The 25,403-nt window shown below is 68.8% G+C and carries 20 protein-coding genes and 3 pseudogenes; 9 read left to right on the forward strand and 14 right to left on the reverse strand.

The window, feature by feature from the left end; translation table 11 throughout:
* The first annotated feature begins 302 nt into the window (after positions 1 to 302).
* Positions 303 to 4,946 carry an FG-GAP-like repeat-containing protein gene (locus tag ACIHEI_RS30920; RefSeq protein ID WP_396609026.1) on the forward strand — a complete coding sequence of 1,548 codons (4,644 nt, stop codon included), beginning with the start codon at positions 303 to 305 and terminating at the stop codon, positions 4,944 to 4,946.
* 423 nt (positions 4,947 to 5,369) lie between these two features.
* Here ACIHEI_RS30920 and ACIHEI_RS30925 read toward each other — a convergent pair whose 3' ends face one another.
* Complete coding sequence (locus tag ACIHEI_RS30925; protein ID WP_396609047.1) at positions 5,370 to 5,651, reverse strand: helix-turn-helix domain-containing protein; 282 nt, start codon at positions 5,649 to 5,651, stop codon at positions 5,370 to 5,372.
* Positions 5,652 to 5,821: 170 nt separating this feature from the next.
* On the opposite strand from ACIHEI_RS30925, the gene ACIHEI_RS30930 reads away from it, so the two are divergent.
* The 3 genes and pseudogenes from ACIHEI_RS30930 (at position 5,822) to ACIHEI_RS30940 (ending at position 7,907) form a co-directional block, all read left to right on the forward strand.
* Entirely contained in the window at positions 5,822 to 6,415 is a 594-nt protein-coding gene (locus ACIHEI_RS30930; protein WP_396609027.1) for a DUF5753 domain-containing protein, read from the forward strand.
* A gap of 102 nt (positions 6,416 to 6,517) precedes the next feature.
* Positions 6,518 to 7,483, forward strand: a pseudogene (locus ACIHEI_RS30935) (radical SAM protein); the annotation flags it as partial.
* Positions 7,484 to 7,670: 187 nt separating this feature from the next.
* The gene (locus tag ACIHEI_RS30940) at positions 7,671 to 7,907 is read left to right on the forward strand and encodes a DUF397 domain-containing protein (protein ID WP_396609028.1); all 237 of its coding nucleotides are present in this window, start codon (positions 7,671 to 7,673) and stop codon (positions 7,905 to 7,907) included.
* A 101-nt stretch (positions 7,908 to 8,008) separates the two neighbouring features.
* On the opposite strand, the gene ACIHEI_RS30945 is transcribed toward ACIHEI_RS30940, so the two are convergent.
* The 3 genes from ACIHEI_RS30945 to ACIHEI_RS30955 form a co-directional block, all read right to left on the reverse strand.
* A complete protein-coding gene (locus ACIHEI_RS30945; RefSeq protein WP_396609029.1) occupies positions 8,009 to 8,227 on the reverse strand; it encodes a DUF397 domain-containing protein in 219 nt (72 codons plus the stop codon).
* A 150-nt stretch (positions 8,228 to 8,377) separates the two neighbouring features.
* Positions 8,378 to 8,596: a DUF397 domain-containing protein gene (locus ACIHEI_RS30950; RefSeq protein WP_396609030.1), complete on the reverse strand. Its 219-nt coding sequence runs from the start codon at positions 8,594 to 8,596 to the stop codon at positions 8,378 to 8,380.
* Between the two features lie 144 nt (positions 8,597 to 8,740).
* Positions 8,741 to 8,965, reverse strand: a complete 225-nt coding sequence (locus ACIHEI_RS30955; RefSeq protein ID WP_396609031.1) for a DUF397 domain-containing protein — start codon at positions 8,963 to 8,965, stop codon at positions 8,741 to 8,743.
* Between the two features lie 778 nt (positions 8,966 to 9,743).
* Between ACIHEI_RS30955 and ACIHEI_RS30960 the strand changes: the two genes are divergently transcribed.
* Positions 9,744 to 10,304, forward strand: coding sequence for a hypothetical protein (locus tag ACIHEI_RS30960; RefSeq protein WP_396609032.1), 561 nt, complete (start codon positions 9,744 to 9,746; stop codon positions 10,302 to 10,304).
* A 119-nt stretch (positions 10,305 to 10,423) separates the two neighbouring features.
* On the opposite strand, the gene ACIHEI_RS30965 is transcribed toward ACIHEI_RS30960, so the two are convergent.
* Together ACIHEI_RS30965 and ACIHEI_RS30970 are read right to left on the reverse strand one after the other, a co-directional pair.
* A complete protein-coding gene (locus tag ACIHEI_RS30965; RefSeq protein WP_396609033.1) occupies positions 10,424 to 11,383 on the reverse strand; it encodes a hypothetical protein in 960 nt (319 codons plus the stop codon).
* A 161-nt stretch (positions 11,384 to 11,544) separates the two neighbouring features.
* Entirely contained in the window at positions 11,545 to 11,931 is a 387-nt protein-coding gene (locus ACIHEI_RS30970; RefSeq protein WP_396609034.1) for a hypothetical protein, read from the reverse strand.
* A 272-nt stretch (positions 11,932 to 12,203) separates the two neighbouring features.
* Here ACIHEI_RS30970 and ACIHEI_RS30975 point away from each other — a divergent pair, with 272 nt between their 5' ends.
* Complete coding sequence (locus ACIHEI_RS30975) at positions 12,204 to 13,910, forward strand: hypothetical protein (protein WP_396609035.1); 1,707 nt, start codon at positions 12,204 to 12,206, stop codon at positions 13,908 to 13,910.
* Positions 13,911 to 14,109: 199 nt separating this feature from the next.
* Here the strand turns inward: ACIHEI_RS30975 and ACIHEI_RS30980 are convergent, their stop codons facing one another.
* The 3 genes from ACIHEI_RS30980 to ACIHEI_RS30990 form a co-directional block, all read right to left on the reverse strand.
* Entirely contained in the window at positions 14,110 to 15,351 is a 1,242-nt protein-coding gene (locus tag ACIHEI_RS30980; RefSeq protein WP_396609036.1) for a tyrosine-type recombinase/integrase, read from the reverse strand.
* Complete coding sequence (locus ACIHEI_RS30985; protein ID WP_396609037.1) at positions 15,351 to 15,629, reverse strand: helix-turn-helix domain-containing protein; 279 nt, start codon at positions 15,627 to 15,629, stop codon at positions 15,351 to 15,353. Before ACIHEI_RS30985 ends, ACIHEI_RS30980 begins: the two co-directional genes overlap by 1 nt.
* 167 nt (positions 15,630 to 15,796) lie before the next feature.
* Complete coding sequence (locus ACIHEI_RS30990; protein WP_396609038.1) at positions 15,797 to 16,447, reverse strand: helix-turn-helix domain-containing protein; 651 nt, start codon at positions 16,445 to 16,447, stop codon at positions 15,797 to 15,799.
* 91 nt (positions 16,448 to 16,538) lie between these two features.
* On the opposite strand from ACIHEI_RS30990, the gene ACIHEI_RS30995 reads away from it, so the two are divergent.
* Both ACIHEI_RS30995 and ACIHEI_RS31000 read left to right on the forward strand, forming a co-directional pair.
* Positions 16,539 to 16,781 (forward strand): hypothetical protein, encoded by a 243-nt coding sequence (locus ACIHEI_RS30995; protein WP_396609039.1) that lies wholly within the window; start codon positions 16,539 to 16,541, stop codon positions 16,779 to 16,781.
* 374 nt (positions 16,782 to 17,155) lie between these two features.
* On the forward strand, positions 17,156 to 18,043 hold the full coding sequence (locus ACIHEI_RS31000) for a hypothetical protein (RefSeq protein WP_396609040.1): 888 nt from the start codon (positions 17,156 to 17,158) through the stop codon (positions 18,041 to 18,043).
* Between the two features lie 19 nt (positions 18,044 to 18,062).
* Here the strand turns inward: ACIHEI_RS31000 and ACIHEI_RS31005 are convergent.
* The 4 genes and pseudogenes from ACIHEI_RS31005 to ACIHEI_RS31020 all read right to left on the reverse strand — a co-directional run bounded on the left by ACIHEI_RS31005 (position 18,063) and on the right by ACIHEI_RS31020 (position 23,143).
* Positions 18,063 to 19,066: pseudogene (locus tag ACIHEI_RS31005) on the reverse strand (IS5 family transposase).
* Between the two features lie 440 nt (positions 19,067 to 19,506).
* Positions 19,507 to 20,316 carry a phytanoyl-CoA dioxygenase family protein gene (locus ACIHEI_RS31010; protein ID WP_396609041.1) on the reverse strand — a complete coding sequence of 270 codons (810 nt, stop codon included), beginning with the start codon at positions 20,314 to 20,316 and terminating at the stop codon, positions 19,507 to 19,509.
* Positions 20,317 to 20,408: 92 nt separating this feature from the next.
* Entirely contained in the window at positions 20,409 to 20,699 is a 291-nt protein-coding gene (locus tag ACIHEI_RS31015) for a hypothetical protein (RefSeq protein ID WP_396609042.1), read from the reverse strand.
* A 146-nt stretch (positions 20,700 to 20,845) separates the two neighbouring features.
* On the reverse strand, positions 20,846 to 23,143 hold the full coding sequence (locus ACIHEI_RS31020) for an ATP-binding cassette domain-containing protein (protein WP_396609043.1): 2,298 nt from the start codon (positions 23,141 to 23,143) through the stop codon (positions 20,846 to 20,848).
* A 685-nt stretch (positions 23,144 to 23,828) separates the two neighbouring features.
* On the opposite strand from ACIHEI_RS31020, the gene ACIHEI_RS31025 reads away from it, so the two are divergent.
* A complete protein-coding gene (locus ACIHEI_RS31025; RefSeq protein WP_396609044.1) occupies positions 23,829 to 24,710 on the forward strand; it encodes a GIY-YIG nuclease family protein in 882 nt (293 codons plus the stop codon).
* Positions 24,711 to 24,846: 136 nt separating this feature from the next.
* Here ACIHEI_RS31025 and ACIHEI_RS31030 read toward each other — a convergent pair.
* Positions 24,847 to 25,250, reverse strand: a pseudogene (locus tag ACIHEI_RS31030) (transposase); the annotation flags it as partial.
* Positions 25,251 to 25,403: the final 153 nt, after the last annotated feature.

Here is a 25,403-nt window from a genome sequence, read left to right on the forward strand (position 1 = left end):
TTTTGAGTACCCGTCAGGCCATGGCTTGCACGGGCTTCACGCTGTGCGACCCTCGTCCCCGATGTCGGTACACCGCCGATGTCTGACGCGATGAACGAAAAGGCGGGGGCTAACTAGTGCCACCTTCCATGCCAAGACGGGTGCTTGCAGCGGCAATGGGCGCGACGCTGACAGCATTGACATTCACTGCGGCGGCGATACCTGCGCAGGCGGACACCGTTACGCCGCAGTCTTCGTCAACCCAGGCTGCCAACCCGCAGGCGGCGGCGTCCTCACAGGCCCGGGCCTCCGGGAAGGCCGTCATGGTGCAGGCTGCGACCACGCCGACCGACCAGTTGACCGCAAACCCGGACGGCAGCTTCACCTTGGAACAGTCCGTCACCCCGGTGCGCACTTTCCAGGACGGCGGCTGGAAGTCGCTGGACGCCACCTTGGTGAAGCGCGCCGACGGCTCGATCGCACCGAAGGTGACCAGTAGCGCCCTGACCCTCTCCGGCGGAGGCTCCGGCCCACTGGCGGAGATGAAGAGCGGTAACCGCTCACTGTCGATGTCCCTCCCCGCCTCGCTGGTGGAAAACCTGCCCAGCCCCGTGCTGGACGGCCCGACCGCCACCTACAGCCTGCTGCCCGGCATCGACCTGAAGGTCACCGCCGACCCGCAGGGCGGCTTCTCCGAGGTCCTGGTCATCAAGGACGCGGCCGCGGCCGCCAACCCGGCCCTGAAGAAGCTGTCCTTCACCACCCGGACGACCGGCGTCGACCTGGGCCTCGACGAGGGCGGCAACATCACCGCCAAGGACAAGCACGGCAAGGTCGCGTTCTCCGCGCCCGCGCCCGTCCGCGGCGTCTGGGACTCGGCGGTCGACACCTCGGTGCCGACTGTCACCGACCCGACCGACGGCAAGCTGTTGGACGCCCGCAGCGGCAGTCCGGCCCGCTCCAGCGCCGCCGGACCCGGCGCCACCGCACACACCGCGCCGCTGAAGGCCGAGTACGCGTCGGGCGCCATCACCCTCACCCCCGACCCGGCGCTGCTCTCCGGCACGAACACTGTCTGGCCGCTCTACCTCGACCCGACCTTCGCCCCCGATCCGCCTAGTAAGGGCGGTTCCGCGCTCGGCTGGACGTACGTCAGCTCCGCGTTCAAGACCACCAGTTACTGGAACACGAAGGACGACGAGGGTCTGCGGGTCGGCTACAACAACTGGTTGTCGCCCTTCTATGTAGGCCGGACCTACGCGCGGATGTCGGTGCCCAACAGCATTTACGGCGCGCAGGTCAGGTCGTCCACGTTCTACGCCACCGAGACCTGGTCGCCGTCCTGCGACGCCAGCGAGGTGGAGCTGTGGCAGACGGACGCCATCTCGTCCTCGACGACCTGGAACAACCAGCCCGGCTGGACCACCAAGAGCGCGACCAAGAACGTCGCCTACGGCTACAGCAGCAAGTGCCCTGCCGCTTCGGTCGGTTTCGACACCACGTCCGTGATGCAGAGCGCGGCCAACGGCAGCTGGGGCGACATCACCCTGGGCCTGCGCGCGACGAACGAGTCCGACGGCAACGGCTGGAAGAAGTTCCAGCCCAGCTCGATGCGCATGTCGACGACGTACAACCACGTCCCCAACACCCCCAGCACGCTGACCACGTCGCCGGCGACCTCCTGCACCGCAGCCACCCCGACCGTGGTCGGCAACGGTGACGTGGTGCTGCGGGCGGCGGTGTCAGACCCAGACAATGGTCCCCTCGGTGTCGCGTTCCGTCTGGTCAAGACGTCCACCGGCACTGTCGTGGCGTCGTCCACCGTCGACAACATGACGGCCGACTCGGGCACGACGGCACAACTCCAGGTCAGCAGGCAGACCTTGGTGACCGCCGCTGGCGGCGCAGCGACGATGTTCTCCTGGAACGTCACCACCAGCGACGGCATGGACAACAGCGGCACCAGCGCCACCTGCCGGTTCACCTTCGACCCGACCTCGCCGGGCAAGCCGAACGCGAACATCGGCCCTGGACCGTTCAAGGTCGGTGCCCCGACCCAGGTGACCATCTCCGCCAACCCGGTGGGAAGCGTCCCCGCGAGCTACACCTACCAGCTCAACGGTGCCGCACCCAGTACGGTCCCCGCCGCGTCCGGCAGCGCCACCGTCACCATCAAGCCGACCCGCGCGCACAACGTGCTGACCGTCACCGCGCTCTCCGCCGGCGGCAATCCCAGCGGTGACAGCGAGGTCGTCGAACTCAACGCGATACCCGCCGCGACCGCCCCGGAGAACGATCTCACCGGCGACGGCCTGCCCGACCTCGTGGCAGTTGGCGGCAAGTCCGCCCTGCCAGCCGGTCTCTGGCTCGCCAGCGGCGCCACGGACAAGTCGCTGAACACCGCGGCGGACAACCTCGGCACCAAGGGAATCGTCACCTCCAACCCGTCCCCGGCGGACTGGACCGGCACTCAGGCGATCGTCGGCCACTTCCGCTCCGGCGCCGGCTTCAACGATGTTCTCCAGTACAACCCGACCACCGGCGCCGGCCTGGTCCTCTACGGCAACGGCGACGGCTCCGCCCTCTCCCCCTACGACAGCAACAACGTCCCCTCCGTCGCCTTCACCTCACCTGCGACCAGCGCGAAGGCCACCTGGATCGCCAACGCCGGGCAGCTCTACACGACCGCGGCCCAGGGCGAGCCGAACCCGTTCCCCTCGCTGCTGAGCGTCCTTGACGGATCGCTCTACCTGCAGCCGACCACTGCGATGTCCGGCGGCTTCTTCCCCGCCGAGGTCGACCTCTCCGACACCAACCCCACCGGCAGCGGCACCTGGGCCGGCTGGACGATCGTCACCGCCCTCGGCGCCGACGGCATGCCTGGCTTGTTTGCCCGCAACGACACCGGCGGCCAGTTGTACTACTACAGCTCCGCGAACCTGCTGGCCATGACCCTCGGCAACGCCGCCGCCCCGGTCCTGGTCGCCTCCAGCGGCTGGACCAAGGCCGCCAAGCCGACCCTCCAGGCCGCGGACATCGACCGCAACGGCACCCTCGACCTCTGGTCCGTGGACGCCAACGGCGCCGCCTCCGCCAACCTGTTCAACGGGACCACAATCAGCGGCCGGCCCGCCCAGACCCTGATCACCGCCACCCACAGCTGGGCGCTGAACGACAACGTTACCGAGGGTGCGGCCGTCACCACCGCCGCCGACCGCACCGGCAGCCTGAACCTCACCGGTCAGGCCGGCACGACCTGGAGCACCAAGGACCTGTTCAGCCCCGACGTCCGTCTCAACGGCACCTCCGCCGGTGTCCTGAGCACCACCGGACCGGCGCTGGACGTGGCGAAGAGCTTCACCGTCTCGGTGTGGGCCAAGCCGGACATAGAGGGCGGCGTACTGCTCTCGCAGGACGGCAACAGCACCTCCGGCTTCACGCTCTACCCGGACAGCACCACCCACCAGTGGACCTTCTGCATGGCGAAGGCCGACTCCGGCTGGTCGTTCGACTGCGTGCGCCCCGGCGTTGTTCCCATCCAGACGGGCACCTGGACGCACCTGACCGCGACCTACAACAGCACCACCGGCGTGATGGCGCTGTACGTCAACGGAATCGTGGTCAGCTCGACGACGCACACCGCTGTTCCGGGCTTCACCAAGGGCTTCCGGGTCGGAGACTTCCTCAACGGCGGCACCCGACAGAGCTTCTACAAGGGTTCTGTCTCCAATGTCCAGACCTGGGCCGGCACCGCGTTGACTCCCAGCCAGGTGGCGCTGCTGTCGGGTACTCCCGGGTACGTGCTGTTCCCGAGTGACGACACCAACTACCCGAGCGGCACCACTTGGGCGGCGGGTAAGGCCCGGATGCGCTTCGATGGCGGCGAGCTTGTCATCAGCAGCCCGGGCTACGGCACGTGGAAGACGGGACCCGGAGGCCGGGCCGGCGCTGTGCTCAGCCTCCAGGCCGACGGCAACCTGGTTGCCTACCCTCAGGTCGCCCACACCGACGGCACGGCTTTGTGGGCCAGCGGAACGGACACGTCGGGCAACGTCATGTTCTTCCAGCCCGACGGCAACCTGGTGATCTACAAGGCCGACGGGACCGCGATTTGGTCCTCCGGGTCGTTCAGCTACGGCCGCCACTCCGCCGGCACCGAGTCCGGTGGCGACGGCAAGCTCCGCTGGGGCGACTTCAACGGTGACGGCCTGATGGACGCGATCACCATCGCCGACAACGGTGCGGTCAGCGTCAAGCTGAACAATGGCGGTGACGGCCACGGTGGCTGGACCGACCTCGGCCAGGTCGCCGTCGGCTTGACCAGCGACCGGGCGAAGGTCCGCTTCGCGGACTGGGACGGCGACGGCAGGGTGGACTACCTGTACTTCACCTCCAACAGCGCGGTCAGCGTCTACCTGAACAAGGGCGGCGACGTCCCCGGCGGCGGTGGCTGGCAGGGCATTGGCCAGATCACCACCGGCAGCGCCGACTACGCGCACGTCCGGTTCGCCGACTGGGACGGCGACGGGAAGACCGACTACGTGATTTTCAACGACAACGGCGCACCCAGCATCTACCTGAACAGGGGAGGCGACACCGTAAGCAACGGTGGCTGGGACGGCCTCGGCCAGGTCGCCGTCGGCATGACCAGCGACCGTACCCGGATCCGCATGGCGGACATGGACGGCGACGGAAAGGCCGACTACAACATCATCAACGACGACGCCGCTGTCACCACCTACATCAACCAAGGCGGCGACGGCCGCGGCGGCTGGTTCCTACGTTTGAAGACCATCACCGGGACGACCACCAACCAGAACCTGGTCAACTTTGCCGACATCAACGGCGACAACCAGATGGACTACCTGGTCACCAATGGCACCACCACGGCCCGACTCTCCAACGGCGGCGACGACCTCGCTACCCCGGGCTGGATCGACTGGGGCCAGATCCTTGGCACCACCTGACCAGTAGAAACATGTAGCACGCAAGGAGAGACGCCTTTGCCTCGTTCGGAAACTGCCGCAGTTCTCGACTGAGGCAAAGGCGTCTGCGGCCGCTGGGGCTACGGTCGTCATCGGCGGTGGATATCTTGAATCTGAGCGGTCTCCGGTACCGAGTGGCCGCAGCAGGGGCCTGCCCGGACGTGTCGCCGGATCCGCTGCCGGTGACGCTGTGCGGCCTTGACACCGCGCAGATGGAGGACTCCGAGTACCAGCGCACCCGCCCGAGTTTGCCGAGGTGCGGCGTCGAGAGTGTGAGCGGGTGCTGCGGCAGACCTAAGGTGGCCGCTGGCGCCCAAGGGGGGTGTGGCGATGCTCTCCGGCGAGCAGCCCCTGCGCGCCCGGGCCGGACGAGGCCAGCAGGTGCCGGGTGATCAGCGAGACCGGTCAGCCCCTGTGCGCCCGGGTCGGACCGCCGCCCCGACATCGCGGTGACGGTGCTGCGCGGTCAGCCTCTGCGCGCCCGGGTCGGACGCATGGTTGCCCGGTTCCGGGACCTTCACGGCCTTGCGGGCTCGCCTTCGGCATGCCGTCGGCGATCAGGGCGTCGACGGCGGCGCACCACTGGCGGTTCGCGGCGACCTTCGAGCCGAGGGCGTGGTTGAACGCCCACCGGCTCGCGCCTGCGTGCCGGTTGAGATCGGTGAGCTGGTCAGTGGTCGGGTCCAGGGGGAAGCGACGAGCTGTCGGCCCGGTGTGGCTGGGACCCCGCCAAGACCTCCCGCCTCCAGGCCGGGAAGTCGGCGCCGTCCGACGCGGACATCAGGGCGTGGTGCGAGGCGTGCGACGCCGACGGCCAGGTTCAGGAGCTGATCGCCGCCTCCCGCGCCGTGGAGTCGATGTACGTCGAGTGGCGCCGCCTGGAAACGGGCGGGCTGCGCCAGGCCCAGGACTCGGTACTCGAGCTCTACCGCAGGACCCGACGGTTCCGGGTCTATGCCTCCCGGACGATTCCCGGCATGGTCCAGACCCGCGCCTACACCGAGGCCGTGCTGCGCGCTGTTCAGCGGTCCCGGGCGACCGTGGACGACGTGGCCGCCGCGGTGGAATCCCGGATGGCCCGCCAGGCCATGCTGTTCGCCAGCCAGGCCACCTTCGCACTCCTGATCGAGGAGACGGTGCTGCGCGGCGCGGTCTGCGACGCGGACACGATGGACGGCCAGCTCGGCCACCTCATCACGGTCAGCACCCTCCCGCAGGTGAGCCTCGGCGTCATCCCCCTGACGATGGACCGGAGCCGGTCTCCGGCCGAGGACTTCTACATGTTCGACGACGCCCAGACCTCCGTCGAACTCGTCAGTGGCCACCTGCGGTTGACACAGCCCCACGAGATGGAGATGTACTCCCGCACGTTCACCGAGCTGTCCCGGATGGCCCGGTTCGGGCCGGAGGCCCGCGCCCTGATCGCCTCCGCCATCGCGCGCCGAAGGTAACCCGCAAGAACTCGCAAGATCGTGGATCCCCGCCGCACGCCCCTCCTAGCGTCTACCTGACGCCACTTCACGGAGAGGCACCAGATGCGACCAGCGCCGACAATGCCGGCAATCCACCCGCCGACGCGCGACCCCAGGGCCCGCTACCTTAGCTGGATCAACGACCGGCCCCGGCAGGTCGTCCTCCAACCCACAACTCACTGCAACCTTGACTGCTCCTACTGCTACCTGCCCAACCGCGCGCGGAAGACCGCGATGCCCGTCGAGGTCGCCGAGGCCGTCGCCCGCTCGGTCGCCGACCTGGCCGACGCCGGAGGGCCGCCGGTGCGGATCATCTGGCACGCGGGCGAACCGCTCGCGCTCGGCCGGGCCCGATTCGCCGAACTCCTCGCGCCGTTCCAGGCTCTGCGCACCGAAGGGCGCGTTCAGCACGCCGTCCAGACCAACGCCACGCTCGTCAACGACGCCTGGTGCGATCTGCTCGCCGCCCACGGCGTCCGCGTCGGGGTCAGCATCGACGGCCCGCGCGCCCTCAACGCGCGCCGCGCCGACCGCGCCGGACGGCCCGCCTTCGACCGGATCCTGCGCGGCATCGACCGCCTGCGCCAGCACCGTCTGCCGTTCTCGGTGATCTCGGTCGTCAGCCGGGAGAGCCTCCACGCCCCGGAGGCGCTGCTCGACTACCTCGCCGACCTGGGCTGCCACTCCATCGGCCTCAACATCGAGGAGCGCGAAGGCGCCAACACCGACCGGGCGACCCCCGACCTGGCCGATACCGTCGGCTTCTGGGCGCGGGTGCTCGCCTGGAGCCACGCCCACCCCGACGCGCCGCCCGTCCGCGAACTCGACCAGCTCGGCGCCTACCTGCGGATGACCCGCGACGGCACCCGCCAGCAGTGGGAGAACGCTCGGCACGACCCGATCCCCACCATCGCCGCCGGCGGCGACGTCGTCCTGCTCAGCCCCGAACTCACCGACACCATCGCCCCCGACTACGACGACTTCCGGGCCGGCAACGTCCTGGAGCGGCCGCTCGCCGCGATCCTCGCCGACGCCCACCGGCTGCGCTACGTCGCCGAGTTCCTGACCGGCCTGGACAACTGCCGGGCCGGCTGCGAGTTCTACGTGACGCACACCCGCGATCCAGCCGACCACCCCAAGCAGCAGGCATGCCCCACCTCGATTCCGCGCGGGATACTGACGGAGGCCCGCACTGCCGCGGGCCCGCCCGTGACCACCCTTGCGGAGGCCAGCAGTGCCCGACGAACCGACCCGCCCCCGGTTGCCGAAGCCGCGCGACCTCGACCTCACCGGGGCGCAGTGGCTGGCAGCCCCGGACGCACCCGAAGGCCCGCAGATCGCGTTCGTCGACGAGTACATCGTGATGCGCCACGGCGCCGACCCGGCCGCCCCGCCCCTGGTCTTCGACCAGGACGAGTGGGCGGCCTTCCAAGACGGGGCTGCTGCCGGGGCGTTCAACAACCTGACCTGACCAGACAGCTGGGTCCGGTCAGGTCGCGGGGGAGCACCACCGGAATGCACGCGGGCGGACGTACCGGAGCCGCGGCAACCGGCCGAGGCGGACCTGCCCGGTCAGACCACCGGCACGAGCTGGCCGGCGGCGACAGCGGCGAGGAACGCACCGACAGCACCCGGACGGTGGACGTGCGCGGGACCGTCGGGGTTCTTGCTGTCTCTCACAGCCACGGTACCGCCGTGGCGCGCCAACTCCACGCAGTCTCCGTTGCCGCCACTGGCGGATGCCTTCGTCCACGTCACGGGCATGGCGGAGGCATTCGCGAGGTAGGCCATCGCTTGCTCCTCGTCTTCGTGCCGGACAGCTCGGCCGCTGTCCTGCGGCCGGGCCACCGTAGCGCCACTGCCCCAAGCCCGGTAGACGGCGCCGACATGCCGACGGCCCGGCACCCGCCAGGGATATCGGGCCGCGCGGAGGCGTTTGGATCAGGCGACCGGCACGAGCTGGCCGGCGGTGATGGCGGCGGGGAAGGCACCGACGGCACCCGGGCGGTGGCCGTGCGCGGGGCCGTCGGGGTTCTTGCTGTCCCTCACGACCACGGTCCCGTCGTGGTCGGCCAGCTCCACGCGGTTGTCGTTCGGGTTGCTGGCGGATGCCTTCGTCCACATCACGGGGAGGGCAGAGGCGGTCTGGTGGTAGGACATCGCTGGCTCCTCGCCTGTGCATCGAACGGGCTTCTCGGCTTGGTCACCGTAATGCCGACAGCGCCCCGTGGACAGATGCCCGCTGGAACGCCGACGGCCCGACACGAGGTGGGCGTGCCGGGCCGTGCAGCCGGGATGGGTGGGTCAGGCGACCGGGGCGAGTGTGTTGTGGGCAGCAGCGGTCACGAAGGCTTCGAACGCCGCTGCGGCGTGAATGTGCGCAGGACCGTCCGGGTCCTTGCTGTCTCGGACAGCCACCGTGCCGTCAAGAGTTCCACACTCGACGCAGTCATCGTTGGGGTTGCTCTTCGCTGCCTTGCGCCAGACGACAGGGAGGCTCGATGCAACAGGAACGTTCGAGTCGGTCACTTGAGCTGGTCTCTCTTCTCTCGATGAGATCGGAGCTGGAGATTTGGGGACTTACCGGGGACCGCGCGTCGTTCATCGCCGTCGCTGAGGTTCTGGGGGTCAAGGGGTCGCAGGTTCAAATCCTGTCGTCCCGACGTGAGTCGGAAAGGCCCTCGGCCGGGAGAAATCCCAGGTCGGCGGCCTTTTGCATGATGGGCCGTCAGGGGCCAGGGAAATTGGTTCGCATACTGTTTGGGACCACTTTGGGACCAGGGCTCAGGGGGTCGGGCTCAACGCTCCCTGGCGGGGCCTGATTTGCCCGAATTGGCAATCACTCTCAGTGATCGAGGCCGGATCGTAACAATCGATTTTCGGCCAGGTTTCTGGCAGAAATCTCGCTTGTGTGGCGAAAGTTGGCCAGAGGTGACCACCTTTCAGGTAGCGGGCTGGCGTCAGAATCGACACATCCCTCCCCGCCTGGCTGGCTGCGGAATGACTCGATGGCTCAGTGGGGCCGCCTGGCTGGTCGCCCTGGGTGATGAATCCCGCCTGACCGCCCTGAGCGCAGCGTCTTCCTGTCATGCCGGATCGGCCAGTCGGTGACGCACTTGACCCTTGGCCAAGGGGCCTTCTCCTCGACCACGTGTCGGGTGGCTCAGCCTGTCGAAAGCAGGACTGTGGTCCGATCTCCGGAGACTTCGCGCGGCCAAGGGCAGTGAGCGGCGGGTACCTGTTCCCGGATCAGGCCGCGTGTTCCGGGGACGGCGCCGCCTGCAGAATCACCTCTACGCTGTCGCGGGTGAGGAACACGAAGGCATTCAAGGAAGCAGCCGCCGAGACCCTGGCGGCGCTGGCCCGTCGGGGGGTCACCGTCCGGCCCGGCATGGTGGAGGACATCATCGAGGAGAGGGTGACTGGTGTCGCCCAGCAGTTGCGTGTCCAGGTGCGTTCCGCCTGGAGGTACTTCAACGCCGACGTACTCGCCGATGCCATTGCCAAGCGGCTCCAGGAAGTGCAGGAAAGCGCAGAGAGCGACGAGGCAGGACAGGCGCCGATGCCCCCGGTCGACAACCCGGAGCTGGCCCTGATCCTCGCGGGCGTGCCCGACGCGCTCGTCGAGTCGGGCGGTGACCTCTACAGCGTGATCGTCAACGTCGCGGTGAACGCCTGGATGGCTGGCCACATCCACGGTGAGGACGGCTGCGCGGGGTGTGAGGGCGCTCGCGGTGAGGCTGGCCACGACTGGGACGCTCGGATGGCAACCATTACTTCGTTCAAGCCGGACATCACCAGGTGGTTTGACCGGACGGTGTGGACTGCCGCGCTCCACGACAGTGGTTTCAGCGTCGAACGCCGCTGACCGGCGGCCAGCCCAGTACTGTCACGGAGCAGAGGGCGGTGCACAGGGCTCTGCCTGGTCCGCGTCGGGCAGCGTTCGGTGAACGGCGTCGGTGGAGGGCCGGACGGCGGATCCGGTTCTCAGCCGGCGGGATCGGTGACGCGCCGCCCCAGCTGCCACCGGCCGCGTTCGACTTCGCAGAAGGCCGGGTACCGGGTCAGGATGTCGAGGACTGCGGCCATCCGCGCCTTGTGTCCGCTGTCACCTGTGCCGATCTTTTCCACGATCCAGGTGCGGTTCACCGGCTCGGGCGCTTCGGCGAGCAGGCGGGCGACGTGGTGGAGCAGGCTTTCGCCCGGGGTGCCGCGTTCCGCCTCTCGCCATAGCCGCTCGCCCTGGTCGTGCCTGTCGAGGGCCTCGGTCAGCTTGGGCTCGAGGTCGTTCCACAGCAGCCGCCAGAATCCCGGTCGGTCTGCTTCCTGAGGCTTCTTTGGATGCCACCGGAGGTAGAGCGTGGTGGCGATTGCGCCGGCCGCAACCGTGCCGGCCGCGAGCACCGGGGCCTTCGCGGCGATCCGGGCGATGCCGACGACGCCGTGCCCGGTCAAGGTCAGGAGCACGGCGGCCGTCTCGGTGTAGTCGCGCGTCTTGCCCTCGACGATGCCGACCTTGCCCAGTGCCGCGCGGAGCTTGCGCCAGTCCTCGTGCGCGAGGTTGCTGCGCAGCAGGTCCTTGTCCTCGGCGATGATCACGACGGGGGCTATGACGCCGGCGAGCAGGAGCATGCCCGTGTCGGATGGGTCCTCGCGTTCGAGGACTGCGGCTTCTGGGGTCATCGGCAGGCCGTCGGCCGCGACTACGTACAGGTGTGGCAGGTAGCGTTCGCGCCAGATCCACAGGGCCAGCTCAAGGTCGAACCTCCCGCCCTCGGCGTGCCGGTCGCCCAGGACCCGGGGAACTTCCGCGAGGACGTGCTCAGGGATGTAGGCGCGGACGCTGCCCCTCGCGGCAGCCGCTTCGAGGGACGAGGGCTGGCCCCGCTTGATGGCGGCGATCACGTCCGACGTCAGTGCCGAGGTGTCGAACAGCGCGCGCCGCAAGGGGTGAGGGCTGGTAGGTGTGCGCCGGGCCGGAACGCCGGAGAGAGTGGCTGGGTCCATGCCCGCTGATCGTAGGGCAACTGGTGCGGTTCGGGGCCGTCATGTCTTAGCAGACGGTGGGGACCAAATTGATCCGTGACGGGCGTGCGATCCAGTGCCGGTCATGGTGAGACGGGATCCGTGGACGCCTCGACGGCTTCCCAGGGCAGGACGACCTGCTTGGGCATCCTCGACAGCGTCTGCACCAGGTCGGGGCGGTGCAAGGAGTGGCCGGACGCCAGAAGCAGCCGGACGTAGCTGTCCAGCACCCGCAACAGCTCCTCCGGCACCCCGCGCTGAGCTGGAACCTCCCAGACGCCGGTGAGCAACCTGTCCGCCTCCTCCCCGGTCACGCGGAAGAACGAGTGCCGGTCCCAAGGGGGCATGCGCTGCAGGGTGCCCCGGTCGCTCCGGCTGTGCCGGCCCATCAGGCGGTTGCCCACCAGTTCCAAGACCCGGATCACCGCCATCTCGGACACCGCCACAACCACCGCCGTCGGCTGAGCCATCGTCTCTCCCTCGACTGTGCACTCCTCACGCCCGGCCGCGGTCCCACGGTCCGAGGCGGGCGAGCTGCCGTAGCGCCCTGTGGACCTCCCCGGGAGAAGGAGGGCGCACTCGTCTGACAGCATGTCAAATATTGGGCCATCCAGGAAAATAAAAAGAAGTCGCCCGATTTCGACCACTACGCTGTGCCAGACATCAGCTGGACCGCGACGCGGACGCCCGCGCTTCCGCCCGGGGCCGGACGGCGTTCGGAGAGCCTCTCGGAGAGGGAGTCATGACCGTGATCGACAGTGCGACACTGGCCGCCCTCAACGCGGCATCCCAGGGCTTCGTGTCCTACCCCGACATCTCCGACAGGCTGGGTGCCGCGCCGAAGGACGCCACCGGCGAACTGGACGAGGAGCACATCGAGGCGCTCCGGGCCGGGTTCCTCTTCTCCTTGCGCCCCGACGACACCTTCGCTGGCTGGTATGTAGGCGCCGGCCCGCAGCCGTGGCCCCGTGAGCTGTCCGGAATCAGCGGGCGGACGATCGAGATCTGGGCCGCGTACGCCGCAGCGGCCGGCCACCCTGGTGCCCGCGCCCGCCTTCACGACCTCCTGCACGCCGTCAGCTCGGGCCGCCCCAAGATCGAACACCTTCGCGCGGCAGTGGATTCCTACGTCGAGTCGACGGACTGGTTCGAGGCGGCCCCCCAGGTGTCGAGCGGCAGGCTGCGTGCGGCGGACTCACTGGTGCGCGCGTTCGAACTCGCGCTCTCGGTGAATTTGCCTGCCGCCGCGGACATCGCCTCGACGATGGTCGCCCGGACCAACGCGGAGATGGACAGGGACGACGAGGGCCCCGGAGTCGTGGGAGCTCTGCTCGATTCGCTCGTGAAGCGGCCCAAGTGGCACGCCCATGCCTTGCCTGTCGCACAACGGGCGGCCGAGCACTACCGGCGCGATCCGCACGTCCGGGCCTCCTTCCTCCGCGATCTTGCGACGACCACCAAGGGCGACCCCGGCGGTGTCGAGCAGATCCACCGAGCCATCACCGCCACCTACACCGACGCGGCCGACCAACTCACTGGCGTCGCGAGGCTGATGATGCTCACCGAGGCCGCCGTGCACGCCCGAGACAAGGGCCTCACCGACCTGCACACGGACGTCCGCATGCAGCAGCAGGCACTGACCCGCGAGGACCTGGAGCTCCAAAAGGTACGCTTCGATGCCGGCCTGCCGGAGGAACTCTTCGACGCCGCCCAGACGTACATCGGCGAGGCCCAGGACCTGGAGGACGCGCTGCAGCGCATCTCTGGTCACCCGGCACCTCCGCAGACCGAATCGATGGCCGAGGCCGATGAACAGGGGCTGCAGCCGTCATTCCTCCGCCTCGACACGAACCGGATCAACACGGCCGGCCCGGTACTTGTCCACAACACGGGACACCAGGAGGACCCCGGGCAGGACCAGCGCGTCATTCGCCTCGAACTGACCGGCGTCCTGATCAGCTACCAACTGGATGCGCTCTGGGAGCGCTTCGAGCCCAGCATCCGGGAGATGACGACGACGCTCACCGACCCGGTCGTTCTGCCCGTCGAGCGTGCCAGACTGCTGGCCCGCGCCTTCCGCCTGTACTGGGAGCACGACGAGACCGCCCTGTTCGTCGCAGTCCCCCTGGTGGAGGGCGTCCTGCGCCGCTACCTCAAGCAGCACATTCCGGTGATCAACCTGGCCAAGGGCGAATCGGCCGGCGGTGTCGGCCAACTGGGGGGACTCCTGCGCTCCCTGGCCGATATGCCGGACCTGGCCGGAAGTGCATGGGCCAGGAGCTTCCTGCTGCTGCTCGCCGAGCCGGCCGTGGGGCCGAACATCCGGAACATCGTCGCGCACGATCTGTGGGAGTCGTTTCCCCCGCGCCATCAGACGGCGATGGTGCTGCTGGCCTCGCTGGTTTTCCTCCGTGCGGCGTCGGCTGGTTCGACCGGCGAGGCAGGGTGAGCCGCTCCGGCCAACTGAAGGCGGCGTCGACGGTCTCTCGCAATCGAGCCTGTTCGTCGCGTTCAACACTTGGTGCGAATTCCTCCTGAGCGTGATCCGTGCCGCTGGTCTGGGATGGCTTCGCGGGCTTCTGGCTGATAGCACCTGGGCCGGGCTTCCCCGTGGAGAGGGAAACCCGGCCCAGGTGCTGACGTCGCTCTCAGGGCGCGATGGCGAGTTGGCGGATCTGCTCGACCTCGACCTTCGGGCCGGGAAGGCCGCGCGAGGCGTTGATGTAGGTGGTGAGCTGGGCACCGGCGCGTTTGATGGCGCGCAGGTCGGGGTGGAGGTATCGCTGGGTGGTGGTCAGCTGGCCGTGTCCGGCGATTCGCATGAGGACGTGGGGCGGGACGCCGGCGTCGGCGAACCAGGTCAGTGCGGTGTGGCGAAGGTCGTGGCGGCGCAGGTACTCGTAGCCGAGCTTGACGACGACGTCGTCCCAGTGGGTGGCGTCGCGCAGCACCGCGGTGGTGACCCGGCCGCCGCGGGGGCCGGTGAACAGCCGGGCGTCGGGGCGGTTGCCGACCCGGGAGATCCGCCAGGCGATGTTGGGTCGCAGCTCTGGGATGATCGGGACGAGGCGGGAGCGTTTGCCCTTGGTGCCCTTGTCGATCAGTCCCCCGGGGGCGGTGGTGGTCTGCCGGCAGACCCGCCAGATCCATTTGTCGGTGTCGATGTCGCCGGCGCGGACGCCGGAGATCTCACCGATGCGGGCGCCGGTGCCGCCGGCGAAGCGGACGATGTCGCCCCAGCCGTCGTATTGGTTGGAGGAGGCGGCGACCAGGGCGGCGGCGAGGCGGTCGAGCGTGTCCCAGTCGCGCAGGGCAAGGCCGCGGGGGTCCTGTTCCTCGTCCTCGGCGGTCTTGATCAGCTTCTGCCAGCCGTTCAGGCGGGCGGGGTTGATCTCTATGAGGCCGTCGCGGATGGCCTGCTCCATGACCCTGACCCACATCGCGATGGTGTTCTTGAGGGTGGAGATGCCGGCGCCGTCGGCGATCCAGGCGTTGAGGGCGCGGTCGGCGATGCCGGCGGTGATGCCGACGACCTGGAGGTGGCCGACGGTGGGTTTGACTCGAAGGCGCCAGCCTGCCGAGTACGGGGCGTGGGTCTTGAGTTCGAGGCCGCGCATCGCGAGGTCCATGACGGAGTCGCCGTACTCGCCGAGCGAGGCGGTGGCGAGGTTGACGCTGACGCCGCGGCCTGCGGCCTTGGCGATGCGGTCGAGCCAGTCCTGCGCCTCGTCCCCGGTGGGGAACATGGACGAGCGGGACGGGCGCGCCTTGGTGACCGGATCGACCCAGCGGACGCGGGCGCGATACGGGTTGGGGTTGCCGGGCCGGTACTCGATGTCGGTGGAGATCTTGACGCCGACCGGGGCGTCGATGCGCTCGGGCGTCGTCATCAGGCCGCCGCCTTCGGCACCACGAGGCGGCTGGTCAGGTAGTCGGTGAGGTCCTGGTGCCGGTAGCCGATCCGGCCGCCGACCCTGACATAGGCCGGCCCCGTGTTCTCGCGGCGCCAGCGGCGCAGCGTTGTTGGGCTGACCTTGAGAATGGCGGCGGCCTCGTCGGCGGTGTGGACGAGTGCGAGAGCGTCCGGGTGCGAGCACGTGCAGGCCCCGGTTGACGAAGGGGAAGGGGGAAGCGCGCTGAGTGCGGCCCGTGTCCGGGCATGCGGCATGATGGGGCGAGCCCTCTCTGGTCGATGGCCAAGGGGTGGCTGGGTCTCCGGGACGGACGGAAGCTGCCAGGCGAAGGCCGTCTCGGAGATCGTCAGTTGTGACGGTGGGAAGGAAGTCGGGGGAGACCGCTGCGGAATGCACCGGGCCCCGACACCATGAGTCCGCGTTACTCGGACTCGGGTTCGTCGGTGGCATCGACGAACCCGAGAGTCGTCGGAAGCGGTGCTGGCCGGAGGCCGGCGGCACGCATCTGGTCCCGGACCGTCTTCAGCCGGGCACAGTCCTCATGGGCCATGCGGTCGAGCTCTTCCGCTTGGCGGGCCAGCTGCTCGTAGCGCGGTGAGCCAAGGGCCTGACGGGCCCGCTCACGGCGGTTGTGGGCCTCGCGGGTTGAGAACAGCGCAGTGCGAACGTCGACGTCGTGTTCGCGGAAGACAGCGAGCACGGCACGGGCCGACCCGGGCGGCGGCGCTTCGTCCACGCAGTCCTCGCCGGTGATCCAGGCTGCTGCCTCCCAGGCAGGGATGGTCACATTGGGGAGGAGATCGATGTCAGCCTGACCCTCCAGCGGAATGAGCAGTGCCACGAGCGGCAGGTCGAGGGCGTGGGCCAACACGATCACCTCTTCCAGCTTGAGTGAATCCCGCTGCCCCTTCTCGATCTTGGTGATGGTGTTCGCGGCGATCGGTACCCCCCTCGTCGCGCATGCTGACGACAGGTCGGCTGTCGTCATGCCCAGTTGACCCCGCCTCGTTTTGACTGTCCGGGCGATCCGCGCCGTCAGCGCTGCTGGCCACTGCTCCATGGAATCTGTCACGAGAGAAGAATACATGCGCCCAGTTCTGCGTCCATGGCAAGTGTGATAGTAGTTTCTCGCACAGAGAACACGCCTGGGAGGGAAAGGTTCCATGAACGCACTTCGAGCTGCCCGGCCGGGGAAGTACTCGCCGGAAGCTCTCGCGGCCCTCCCGCCCGCGATCCCCCTGTCGATTGCGAACGAGCTGCTCTCCCTGAGCAGGACAGCGGGCTATCGCATGGTCCGCGAAGGCCGCTACCCGGTCACCGTCGTGGAGGTGGGCGGCAACTACCGCGTGATCACTGCGGACCTGCTCCACTTCCTGCGACCGCGCACCTCTCGAAGCGCGGCGTAGGTGGCAAGCAGCGGGCCCGGGCGCGTCGCCGGCATCGCGCCTGCCTGCCTCCCGCAGCCCGCTGCGTGCGCTCGCCCTGTGCCCATTGGGCGGCCCTGGCACCAGTCGTAGCCCGGATTGTCGGACCCACCAAGTAGCCTGCTGCGAACGGAAGGCAGCCTGCACCATTACGTACAAGCCCGAAGAGATTACCCCAGGTCGAAAGGCCGCGAACCGTGCCGTCTCGCAAATCGACGCCCACCCGGACACCGCAGTTCGGTTCGATTTACGCGCTCACCGATCCGCGCACTGGGAGCATCCGATACATAGGCCAGACCACCCAGCCAGTGCTCGACCGTCTGGCAGGCCACCTCGGTAAGCCAACCAATGCGGGAATGAAGATCTGGTTCGAGATCCTCTCGCGCCTCGATCTGGAACCGGCGATCCGTGTGATCGACAGCGTCCCGATCGACCAGCTCGACATCGCCGAGCGGCGGCACATCCTCAAGCACAGCAAGCTCAGCCAACTGCTGAACAGCCCGTACTACCAGCAGTACCTACCCGATCTTGGCCACGAGCTTCACTGCCTCGACTCGCCGACAACGGCCGGAGCCCCGGCCGTGACAGTGCCAGCGAACGCGGGCTTGCCGTTCGTCATTCAGGTCGTGCAGCAGGGAATCGAGCCCTCCAAGGCGTCGGTACTGCGGGCAAGTCACGGCGACCTCCCGTCCGCGAGGGGCGACGAAGACGCTTCGACGCAGAGCACGAGACGGCCGGGCCTCGCGCAGCCAGCTGACCGCGTTCCTCTGCCACTCGGCCTGGCCGGGGCATGCCTCGTTATGGCGGTGATCATCATCGTGGTCAGCTACGGCGATCAGATCAACGAGGGCGCCGATGCCGTCGTGCAGAGCGTGATCCAGCCCGTACACGCCTACATTCGCGACCACTCGCCCGCGGCCGCGCCGTTGGCCAACGCCTTCTTCTTCACCTGGGTGATCGCCGTGGCCTTCACGGCAAAGCCGAGAAGCGCAGGGCGGTACATCGCGAATGCCTGCGTGTGGCTCGCCACCGCCGCTATGGTCTGGGCTGCGACCCCTGATGCCGCGAGACCCGTCAGCCTCGGAGTGACAGTTCTACTCTGGGCCGGCGTGATGTACCGCGGCACCATTCTCTTCTGCGCACTCATGGTCGCCCTCCAACCGGTAGTGAGTCACCATCCCGCCGTCTTGGGGATCGGCCTTCTGGCAGCCCTCGCCGCCGGCTTGTACAAGCTCGCCGACTAGGTCGCGTATTTGGTCGTGATCAAGCGGCAGCTTTGGTGAGGTCCTTGATCCAGATCATCGCGCCGCGAAGGTGGAGGCCGGCGAGGTAGCTGCCAGGTGTCTTGTCATACCGGGTGGCTACGCCTCGCCAGGCCTTCAGCCTGTTGATCAGGCGCTCGACGGTGTTCCGGTCCTTGTAGAGCTCGGCGTCGTGGCTGACGGGCCGGCCGCCCCGGCTGCCCTTCTTCTTCCGGTTGGCGGCCTGGTCGCGCTTCTCCGGGATGACGGCCTTGATGTGGCGTTTGCGCAGGTGGGCGCGGTTGCCGCGGGACGAGTAGGCCTTGTCCCCGGCGACCGCGTCGGGGCGGGTCCGGGGACGGCCGACCGGCCTGCGGACCCGAACCTTCCGCAGCACGGGGATGAACTGCGGACTGTCGGCGGCCTGACCCTCGGTCAGAACGAAAGCCAGTGGCCTGCACTTCCGCTCGCCGGCGACGTGGACCTTGCTGGTCTGCCCGCCCCTGGAGCGTCCGAGCAGGGCCTCTTTCAGCCGGAGCTTTCGCCTGCGCCGGACGCGTCGCTGATTGTCCCGTTTTGGGTCGTCTGCGGGGGCCTGCCCGTCTTGTTCCTCCGGGCCGCCCCTTTTTGCCGGGCCTTCTCCGCCTCGTCGGCGGCCTTCTCCAGGTCGGCGAGCGTGTCGGGGTCGAGGTGCATCCCGGCGGCGTCGTGGTGGGCCCGGACGGTGGTCGAGTCGACGCTGACCAGGGACAGGTCCACCTCACCCCGCTTGGCGGCTTCCGCGATCGCGCCCTCCAGCAGGGCCTCGAACACGCCCGCGTCCCGCCACTGCCGGAAGCGGTTGTGCACGGTCGACCAGGCGCCGAACTCCCGCGGCACCTCCCGCCACTGCGCGCCCGTCCGGAACCGCCAGATCACGCCCTCGAACTGCCGCCGCAGCCGCTCCGGGTACGGGCCGTACTCGCCGATCGGCAGGTACGGCTCGATGAACTCCCACTCCGCATCCGTCAGTTGCGCTCGCGTCACGAAGAACGGTCTACCGGACCAAGCCCCGCTGCGAGACAGAAACCCGCAGATTGATCACAATCCGATACGCGCCCTAGTGTCCTGAGTCCTTGATCCCTCGCCAGCTACTGCCGACGGATCAAGGACTCAGGACACTAGGTGCGCGGCGTGGCTGTGCCCCGACAGCTTGCGGTGTCCGGTGGTTCGATCTGCCCGCCGCCCGCCTCGGTCATGCTGTGCGCCGGCCTCCCGGCAGGCCGCGGCCGGGACGGGACGTGCGGTGTCCTGGGCTGATGCTGGACCCGGCTGCCGGGTGGCGGACTGACCACCACGCCGGCCAGCCGGTCGGTGACCAGGCGGGCGGAGTACAGCCGGCGAGCACGTCTTGGATGTACTCGGGTAGCTCGGGAGCGCGGGCCGCCAAGCACCCCTGTCATGGTCAGCAGACAGCGGGGTGGTGATCAGCGCCTGCCTACTGTGGCGAAGTCCTCACCATGGCCCGGGGGTGCGAATTCCGCGAGCGGGTCCGTCACGGCCGTATGCCAGCGCTCGCGGTGGCCGGCGGCGCGCAGCCGGAAGTACACGGTTTCGCGGCGCTCGTCGTCGGCTGTGCCGAAGTGGCCGCCGATGTTGTGGGCGAGCAGGTAGTGGACGAGGACCATGCTCCCGGTCTTGCCGGTCACCTGGATCGGCGCGGGAAGCTCGACCGGTGGGTAGGGCGCGGCACCGCGCAGGGCGTCTGCGCCGTGGTGGCGCAGCCATGCGGCGGTAGTCAGGTGCGTTCCAGGCCACACCCACAGGTTCCCACGGTCGGGGTGGAGCTGGTCGGTGAGCAGGAGGCCCGCGAGCACGGTGAAGGTGCCTGGGCGTCCGTCGTCATCGGGGGGAGTGAGACCGTCGATGTGCGGGGCGCCGGGATGATGTGGGTGTGGGGGCAGGGTAAGTGCCAGCTGGGCGACCTCGGGTTCCGGGAGGGCGAGCTCGGGCCGCAGGAACGGGCGGACCGCGTCACTGATGCCGCTTTCCTCGTAGAGGTCGCGCAGGCTCCTGTGTTCGGCGAAGGCCGGCCACAGGAAGTAGGGGCCGGTGACGCTCGGGGCGGGTGGCTGATCCGCCAGGTGGTCTTCGATCAGCGAGCGCCAGCGGCGTACCTGCCTGGGGCTGAGGACGTCGGGCACGACGCAGTAGCCGTTCCGGTGAAATCCATTGATGAGAGAGCGAGTTGTCGTCTCCATCTCGCCATGGAATCGGCAACCGGCGGCGGTGGGCAACCGGATTTCGAGGTTGGAGGTCAGGTACGGCGCGTGGAAGGGAACGTGCGGGCGGTACCCGGTGGCGCCGGAGGGCCTGTGGTCCTGAGGGGTTACCGGGCGCCGGCCGGCGGCGGCTGGTCATCTGCCGCGTCGGCGGTCGACGCCGGACCGCCGGTTGCGATTCGTGCGCGGACCTGGGCGGCGATCGCGGCCATGTCGGCGGGGAACCGGGCTTCGAGGTCGATGCCCGTCTCCTCCGCGATTACGAGGAGGGAGAACGGGCAGTCCGACAGTTCGTGGGCGAGGCGGTCGGCCGTCACGTCGGTGCGGTGACCCTCGTGGGCCATGACCAGCTTCGCGAGGTCGCCGACGAAGCCGAGTGCGTGGTCGGTGAGGTCCAATGCCGTCCGAGCCGTTGGTCATTGAGCTGGTCGTAGGTGGTGACGACATCGCGTACAGCGTTCCGCAGCCGCTTGGGATCGGACATCGTGTGCTTCAGGTGGCGGACGGGGGCGGGCACCCGGGCCGGGTGCCCGCCCGGCGGTGGTCAGGCGGTGTCCGTCGCCAGCTCGCTGCCGCGTTGGTGCGGTACGGCGGAGGCGTACTGGGCGGCTTGCAGGAGGTAGGAGGCGCGGTATCGGCCGTCAGGGTCGGCCATCAGCTCTTCGTGGGTGCCCTGTTCATCGAGGCGGCCCTGGTGGAGGACGTAGATGAGGTCGGCGTCGGCGGTGGCGGCGAGGCGGTGGGTGATCAGGATGACGGTCAGCCCCTGGTCGGCGAGTTCGCGGATGCGGGCGAAGGCGGCCACCTCGGACTGGGCGTCGAGGGCGGAGGTCGGCTCGTCGGCGATCACCAGGTGGGTGGGGCGTCCGCCGGGGCCGTGGGTGGTGGCGCGGTGGTGGGTGCGGGCCATGCCGACGCGCTGCCACTGCCCGCCGGACAGCTGCACTCCGCCTTGGAAGCCGCGGGCGGCGAGGGTGTCCCAGCCGTTGGTCTGGGCCTCGACGATCGGGTGGAGGTCCGCGTAGTCGGCGGCGCGTTTGAGGAGAGCGGGGTCGTCGCCGTGATCGGGGCGGCCGACGAGGACGTTGGCGCGCAGGGTGAACGGCCAGCGCTGGAAGTCCTGTTCGAGGACGGAGACGGAGGAGAACAGCTGGTCGCGGTCGGCTCCGGCGGTGTCGGTGGCGTCCCAGAGGATGCGGCCGGTGTCGGGGAGGTAGAGGCCGCAGAGGAGCTTGACGAGGGTGGACTTGCCGGACCCGTTGTCGCCGACCAGGGCGACGACCTGCCCGCGCGGGATGGTCAGGGTGATGCCGGTCAGGGCTGGGGTGTTGCGGCCGGGGTAGGTGAAGCCGACGCCGTCCAGGGTGATCGTGTCGGGGCGGTGCGGGAGGTCGGTGCCGCCGGTGGGGATGGCGCGGCTTTCGGACTCGCGTTGGAGGCGCTCCAGGTCGGCGACGAACAGGGCCTCCTCGTAGAGGCGGTTCGCGGTGTTGACGAGGGAGGTGATGTCGGCGGCTCCGGTGCGGATGCCGACGACCGCGGTGCCGGCGACTGCGAGGGCCATCTGCCCGTCTGCGAGGGCCATCGGCCCGTCGTGGACGAGCCAGCCGAGGACGGCGAAGGTCGCGGCGGCGGCCAGCCCGGACAAGGCGGAGGCGAGCATGGAGGTGCTGGCGGCGGCGCGCGCGAGCCGGTTCTGCTCGCGCTCGGACGCTTCGGCCATGGCGGTGTAGTGGCCGAGGATGAACGGGCCGATGGCGTGGACGCGGACCTCGGGCGCGGAGTGCGGCTGGGTGATCAGCTGGGCGAGGATGGCGGCGGCCCGGTGGTGCTGGAGCCAGGCCATCATCGAGCCGTAGCGGCGGCGGGCGGAGCGCACCGCGCCCCAGCCCTTCGGGGCCGCGATCAGCACCAGCATGGGCATCAGGACCGGGTCCAGGGTGAGGAGGACTCCTCCGGCGGCGACGAGGCCGAGCAGGGCGGTGAGGACGGCGATGCTCTGGCTGATCAGGCGGCGTACCGCCGCGGTGCCGAAGCGGGCGGACTCCAGCAGCCGGCTGAAGTCCGGGTCCTCCAGGGAGGCCAGTTCGACGCGGGCCGCGCGGGCGAGGAAGGCGACGGTGGCGGCGCGTTCGGTCTTGGGTTCGAGGCGGTCGCCGGCCCAGGTAGAGGCGATTCCCAGGAGCGCGGAGAGGCCGGAGGCGCTGCCGACGGCGAGCGCGGCCGGCAGTGCGGCGCGCAGGAGCTGGTCGGAGCTGCCGGAGGCGAACAGGGAGGCCAGGGCCCGGTTGGTGGCGAGGAGCCCGAACGCGGCGGCCAGGGCGCGGCCGATCTCGGCGAGGTCGGCCTCGTGCTGGGCCAGGCGGGTGCGCCAGCCCTCGGGGCTTGGGCCGGTGAGGACGAGGCGGGCGTCGGGACGGTGGGCGAGGGTGAGGTGCAGGCCGCTGCTGTCGACGCTGGCGACCGCAGCCCCGGAACGCCGGGAAAGTCCCTGGGGTTCGGGCCGTCGGGTGATTGATGGGGCAGGAGGCGCTGGAGGGCGAGGAGGGTGTTGCTGTAGCGGTGGTTGCGGGTGTCCAGTGCGACGGGGTCCAGGCGCACCACGGTCCGGTCGGGCGGCGGCAGGGTCCAGGCGATGCCCAGGAGGTGGGCGGTGGACAGGCCGCCGTTGCCGCGCAGGTGGAGGAACACCTGGTGTTCGAGGAGTTCCTGGTCCGGGTCGGCGGCGTGTAGCAGCTTGGGGCGGGCGTCGGGGATGCGGGTGCCGCTGGGCACGCCGGTGTAGCGGCGGAAGGTCCTCACTTCGAGGGCGCGGCGGTGTTCGGGTGTCACGGGTGCTCATCCGATCGGTCGCGTCTCCCGGCCGGCCAAGGGGGTGCGCGACGGACGGGGCGAGAGATCACCGCGGACACGCGAAAGAAAAAGGGGGGTTGTGCGGCAGGTTGCGGCCGGGCGGCTTCGACTTCTTCGGTGCCCGCAAGGCCGGCCGAAACCCGGAGAAACGGACTCCTGTCGAAGCCCGAAGGCGATTGTCACCGGCCACAGCATGTCAGGACAAGTCCAGGGAGCCGCAGTTCACTCGATTGGGGGGCCGATTCCTGCCGCCAAGTCCCCGGGCCCGAAGCCCTCGGCCTCGACCGACGTCGACACCGGCTGTCGGCGCCCCGGGTCATCTCCGAACAGGACGGCCGCACCTCTCGTGTGCGCGCGCTTGCCTCTCACGCCGCCTGGGAGCAAAGCGGGTTGGCGTGGAATGGCTTGGAGCGCGCAGCCGGCCCAGCGGCTGCCGCTCGCTACGATGGCCCGTCAACGAGGGCGGCCGCATCCCGCCCGCGGATCAGGCCTTTGTGGGCTGTCTGTCTGAGCTGTCATCTAGAATGCGCATCTGACAGGGGGCGGTACGTGACGTGATGTCACATCTGACGTGTGGCGTCGCCGCATCTCCGCTGCTCAGAAGTCAGGTGCGCTGGACGCCCTTCTGCTCTTGGTGGACCGACACCTCGGAACTTCTCGTCTTAGGAGAACACTTGGCCAGCTTCACCGACCCGAGGCTCACCATCGGCGTTCTCAATGTCGAGATCAACACCAGCGTTATCGGCGCCTACTGGGCCGGATACCGCGAGGGGTACCTCCTCGCCGCAGACGGCCCAGAAGTCTTGCCCGGGTATACCGAGACAGCCGAACGACTGGAGTACCTCGAAGATCTACACGCCATCCTCGAAGAGCAGCCAAGTACCTTCGCCAATCGGCGCAGGATCAAGAAGATCAAGGAGGAAAAGTCCCAACTGAGGAACGCCATAGAGGCGTTCAACCCCGAGAATGTTATCAAGAAGAGGTCGAGGGAGGTCGACGCGCAGCTCGGCTTTGCAAAGCTTATCGGGCAGCGCGCAATTTCGGGTACCGACGGCGCCTATTCGGCAGGAATTATCAACGGGTGGGTCTGGTCCACCTATCAGCGCGACAGTCATATGCTCGACTCCCTCATCCCACGGCAGGCCCAGGAGTCATCCCAGAAAGACCAGGAGATCCGAACCCGCATCTCCTACCGCAAACCGCTCACCGGAGCAAACGTTCCCCACGCGAGTCGAACTCACGTCTACATGATGACGGCCGCAGGATCTCGGCTCATTAAGATCGGTGTGGCAAAGAACCCTATGCAGCGCCTTCGGGAGCTGCAGACCGGAAGTCCAGGAAAGCTTGATGTCCTGTGGCTTGTCGAGGGAACTCTCGCCCTTGAAAAAGCACTGCATGGCAGGCTTTCCGCTTATCGCGCCCGTGGCGAATGGTTCGATATCAAGCCGCTCGGCAACCCCGTAGAGGTAGTCGAGAAGCATATCGCCGAGATCAGAGAACAGTACAAGGGTCACCTGTCCCGATATTTCTACGAAGACGACACCACGGCCCCCTAACGGCGACCTGTCTGGCCCAGCGCGCGAAAAAGCCCAGTGGCCGCTGCCCGCCCCAAACATCCCATCGAACGACCAGGTGTCGACGCCGTGCGCGCACGGAGCGTCCTAGGGACTTTCTTTTGGATCGGCGGGCGGGTCAGATGAAGATGCCTGCGATGTGGCGTCCGGCCTGGAAGACGGTGGCGGTCTTCTCGTAGCGGGTGGCCAGGCCGCGCCAGTTCTTTAGGCGGTTGATGCAGCGCTCGACGGTGTTGCGCTGCTTGTAGGCCACGCGGTCGAAGGCCGGTGGTTGGCCTCCGAGCCGGCCCTTGCGCTTGCGATGGGCAATCTGGTCCGAGGGCTGCGGAATCACCGCCCGGATGCTCCGTCGGCGTAGGTGATCTCGGATGGCCCTCGACGAGTAGGCCCGGTCCGGCAGGACCACGACGGGTCGGGCGCGTCGCCGGCCTGGCCGGGCGTGAGGTGGAAACACAGTGGGCGGCAGCGGCCGTCCGCGGCGAGGTGGATCGTCGTGGTCAGTCCGCCGCGGGAACGTCCGAGGGCGTGGTGGGCGGGTTCGTCGGCCGGAGCCCCTTTTGACGGGCCCCGGCCTCAAGGGGGTGGTTTCTAGGGGTCGTTGCAACACGTGGTCGGTTGTTTAGGCTGCGATGAGTTTATGCAGGCGCTCGGCTGGGGTTTCCCAGCCGAGCGTTT

The organism is Kitasatospora sp. NPDC051984 (genome assembly GCF_044593455.1).
Lineage (GTDB): Bacteria > Actinomycetota > Actinomycetes > Streptomycetales > Streptomycetaceae > Kitasatospora.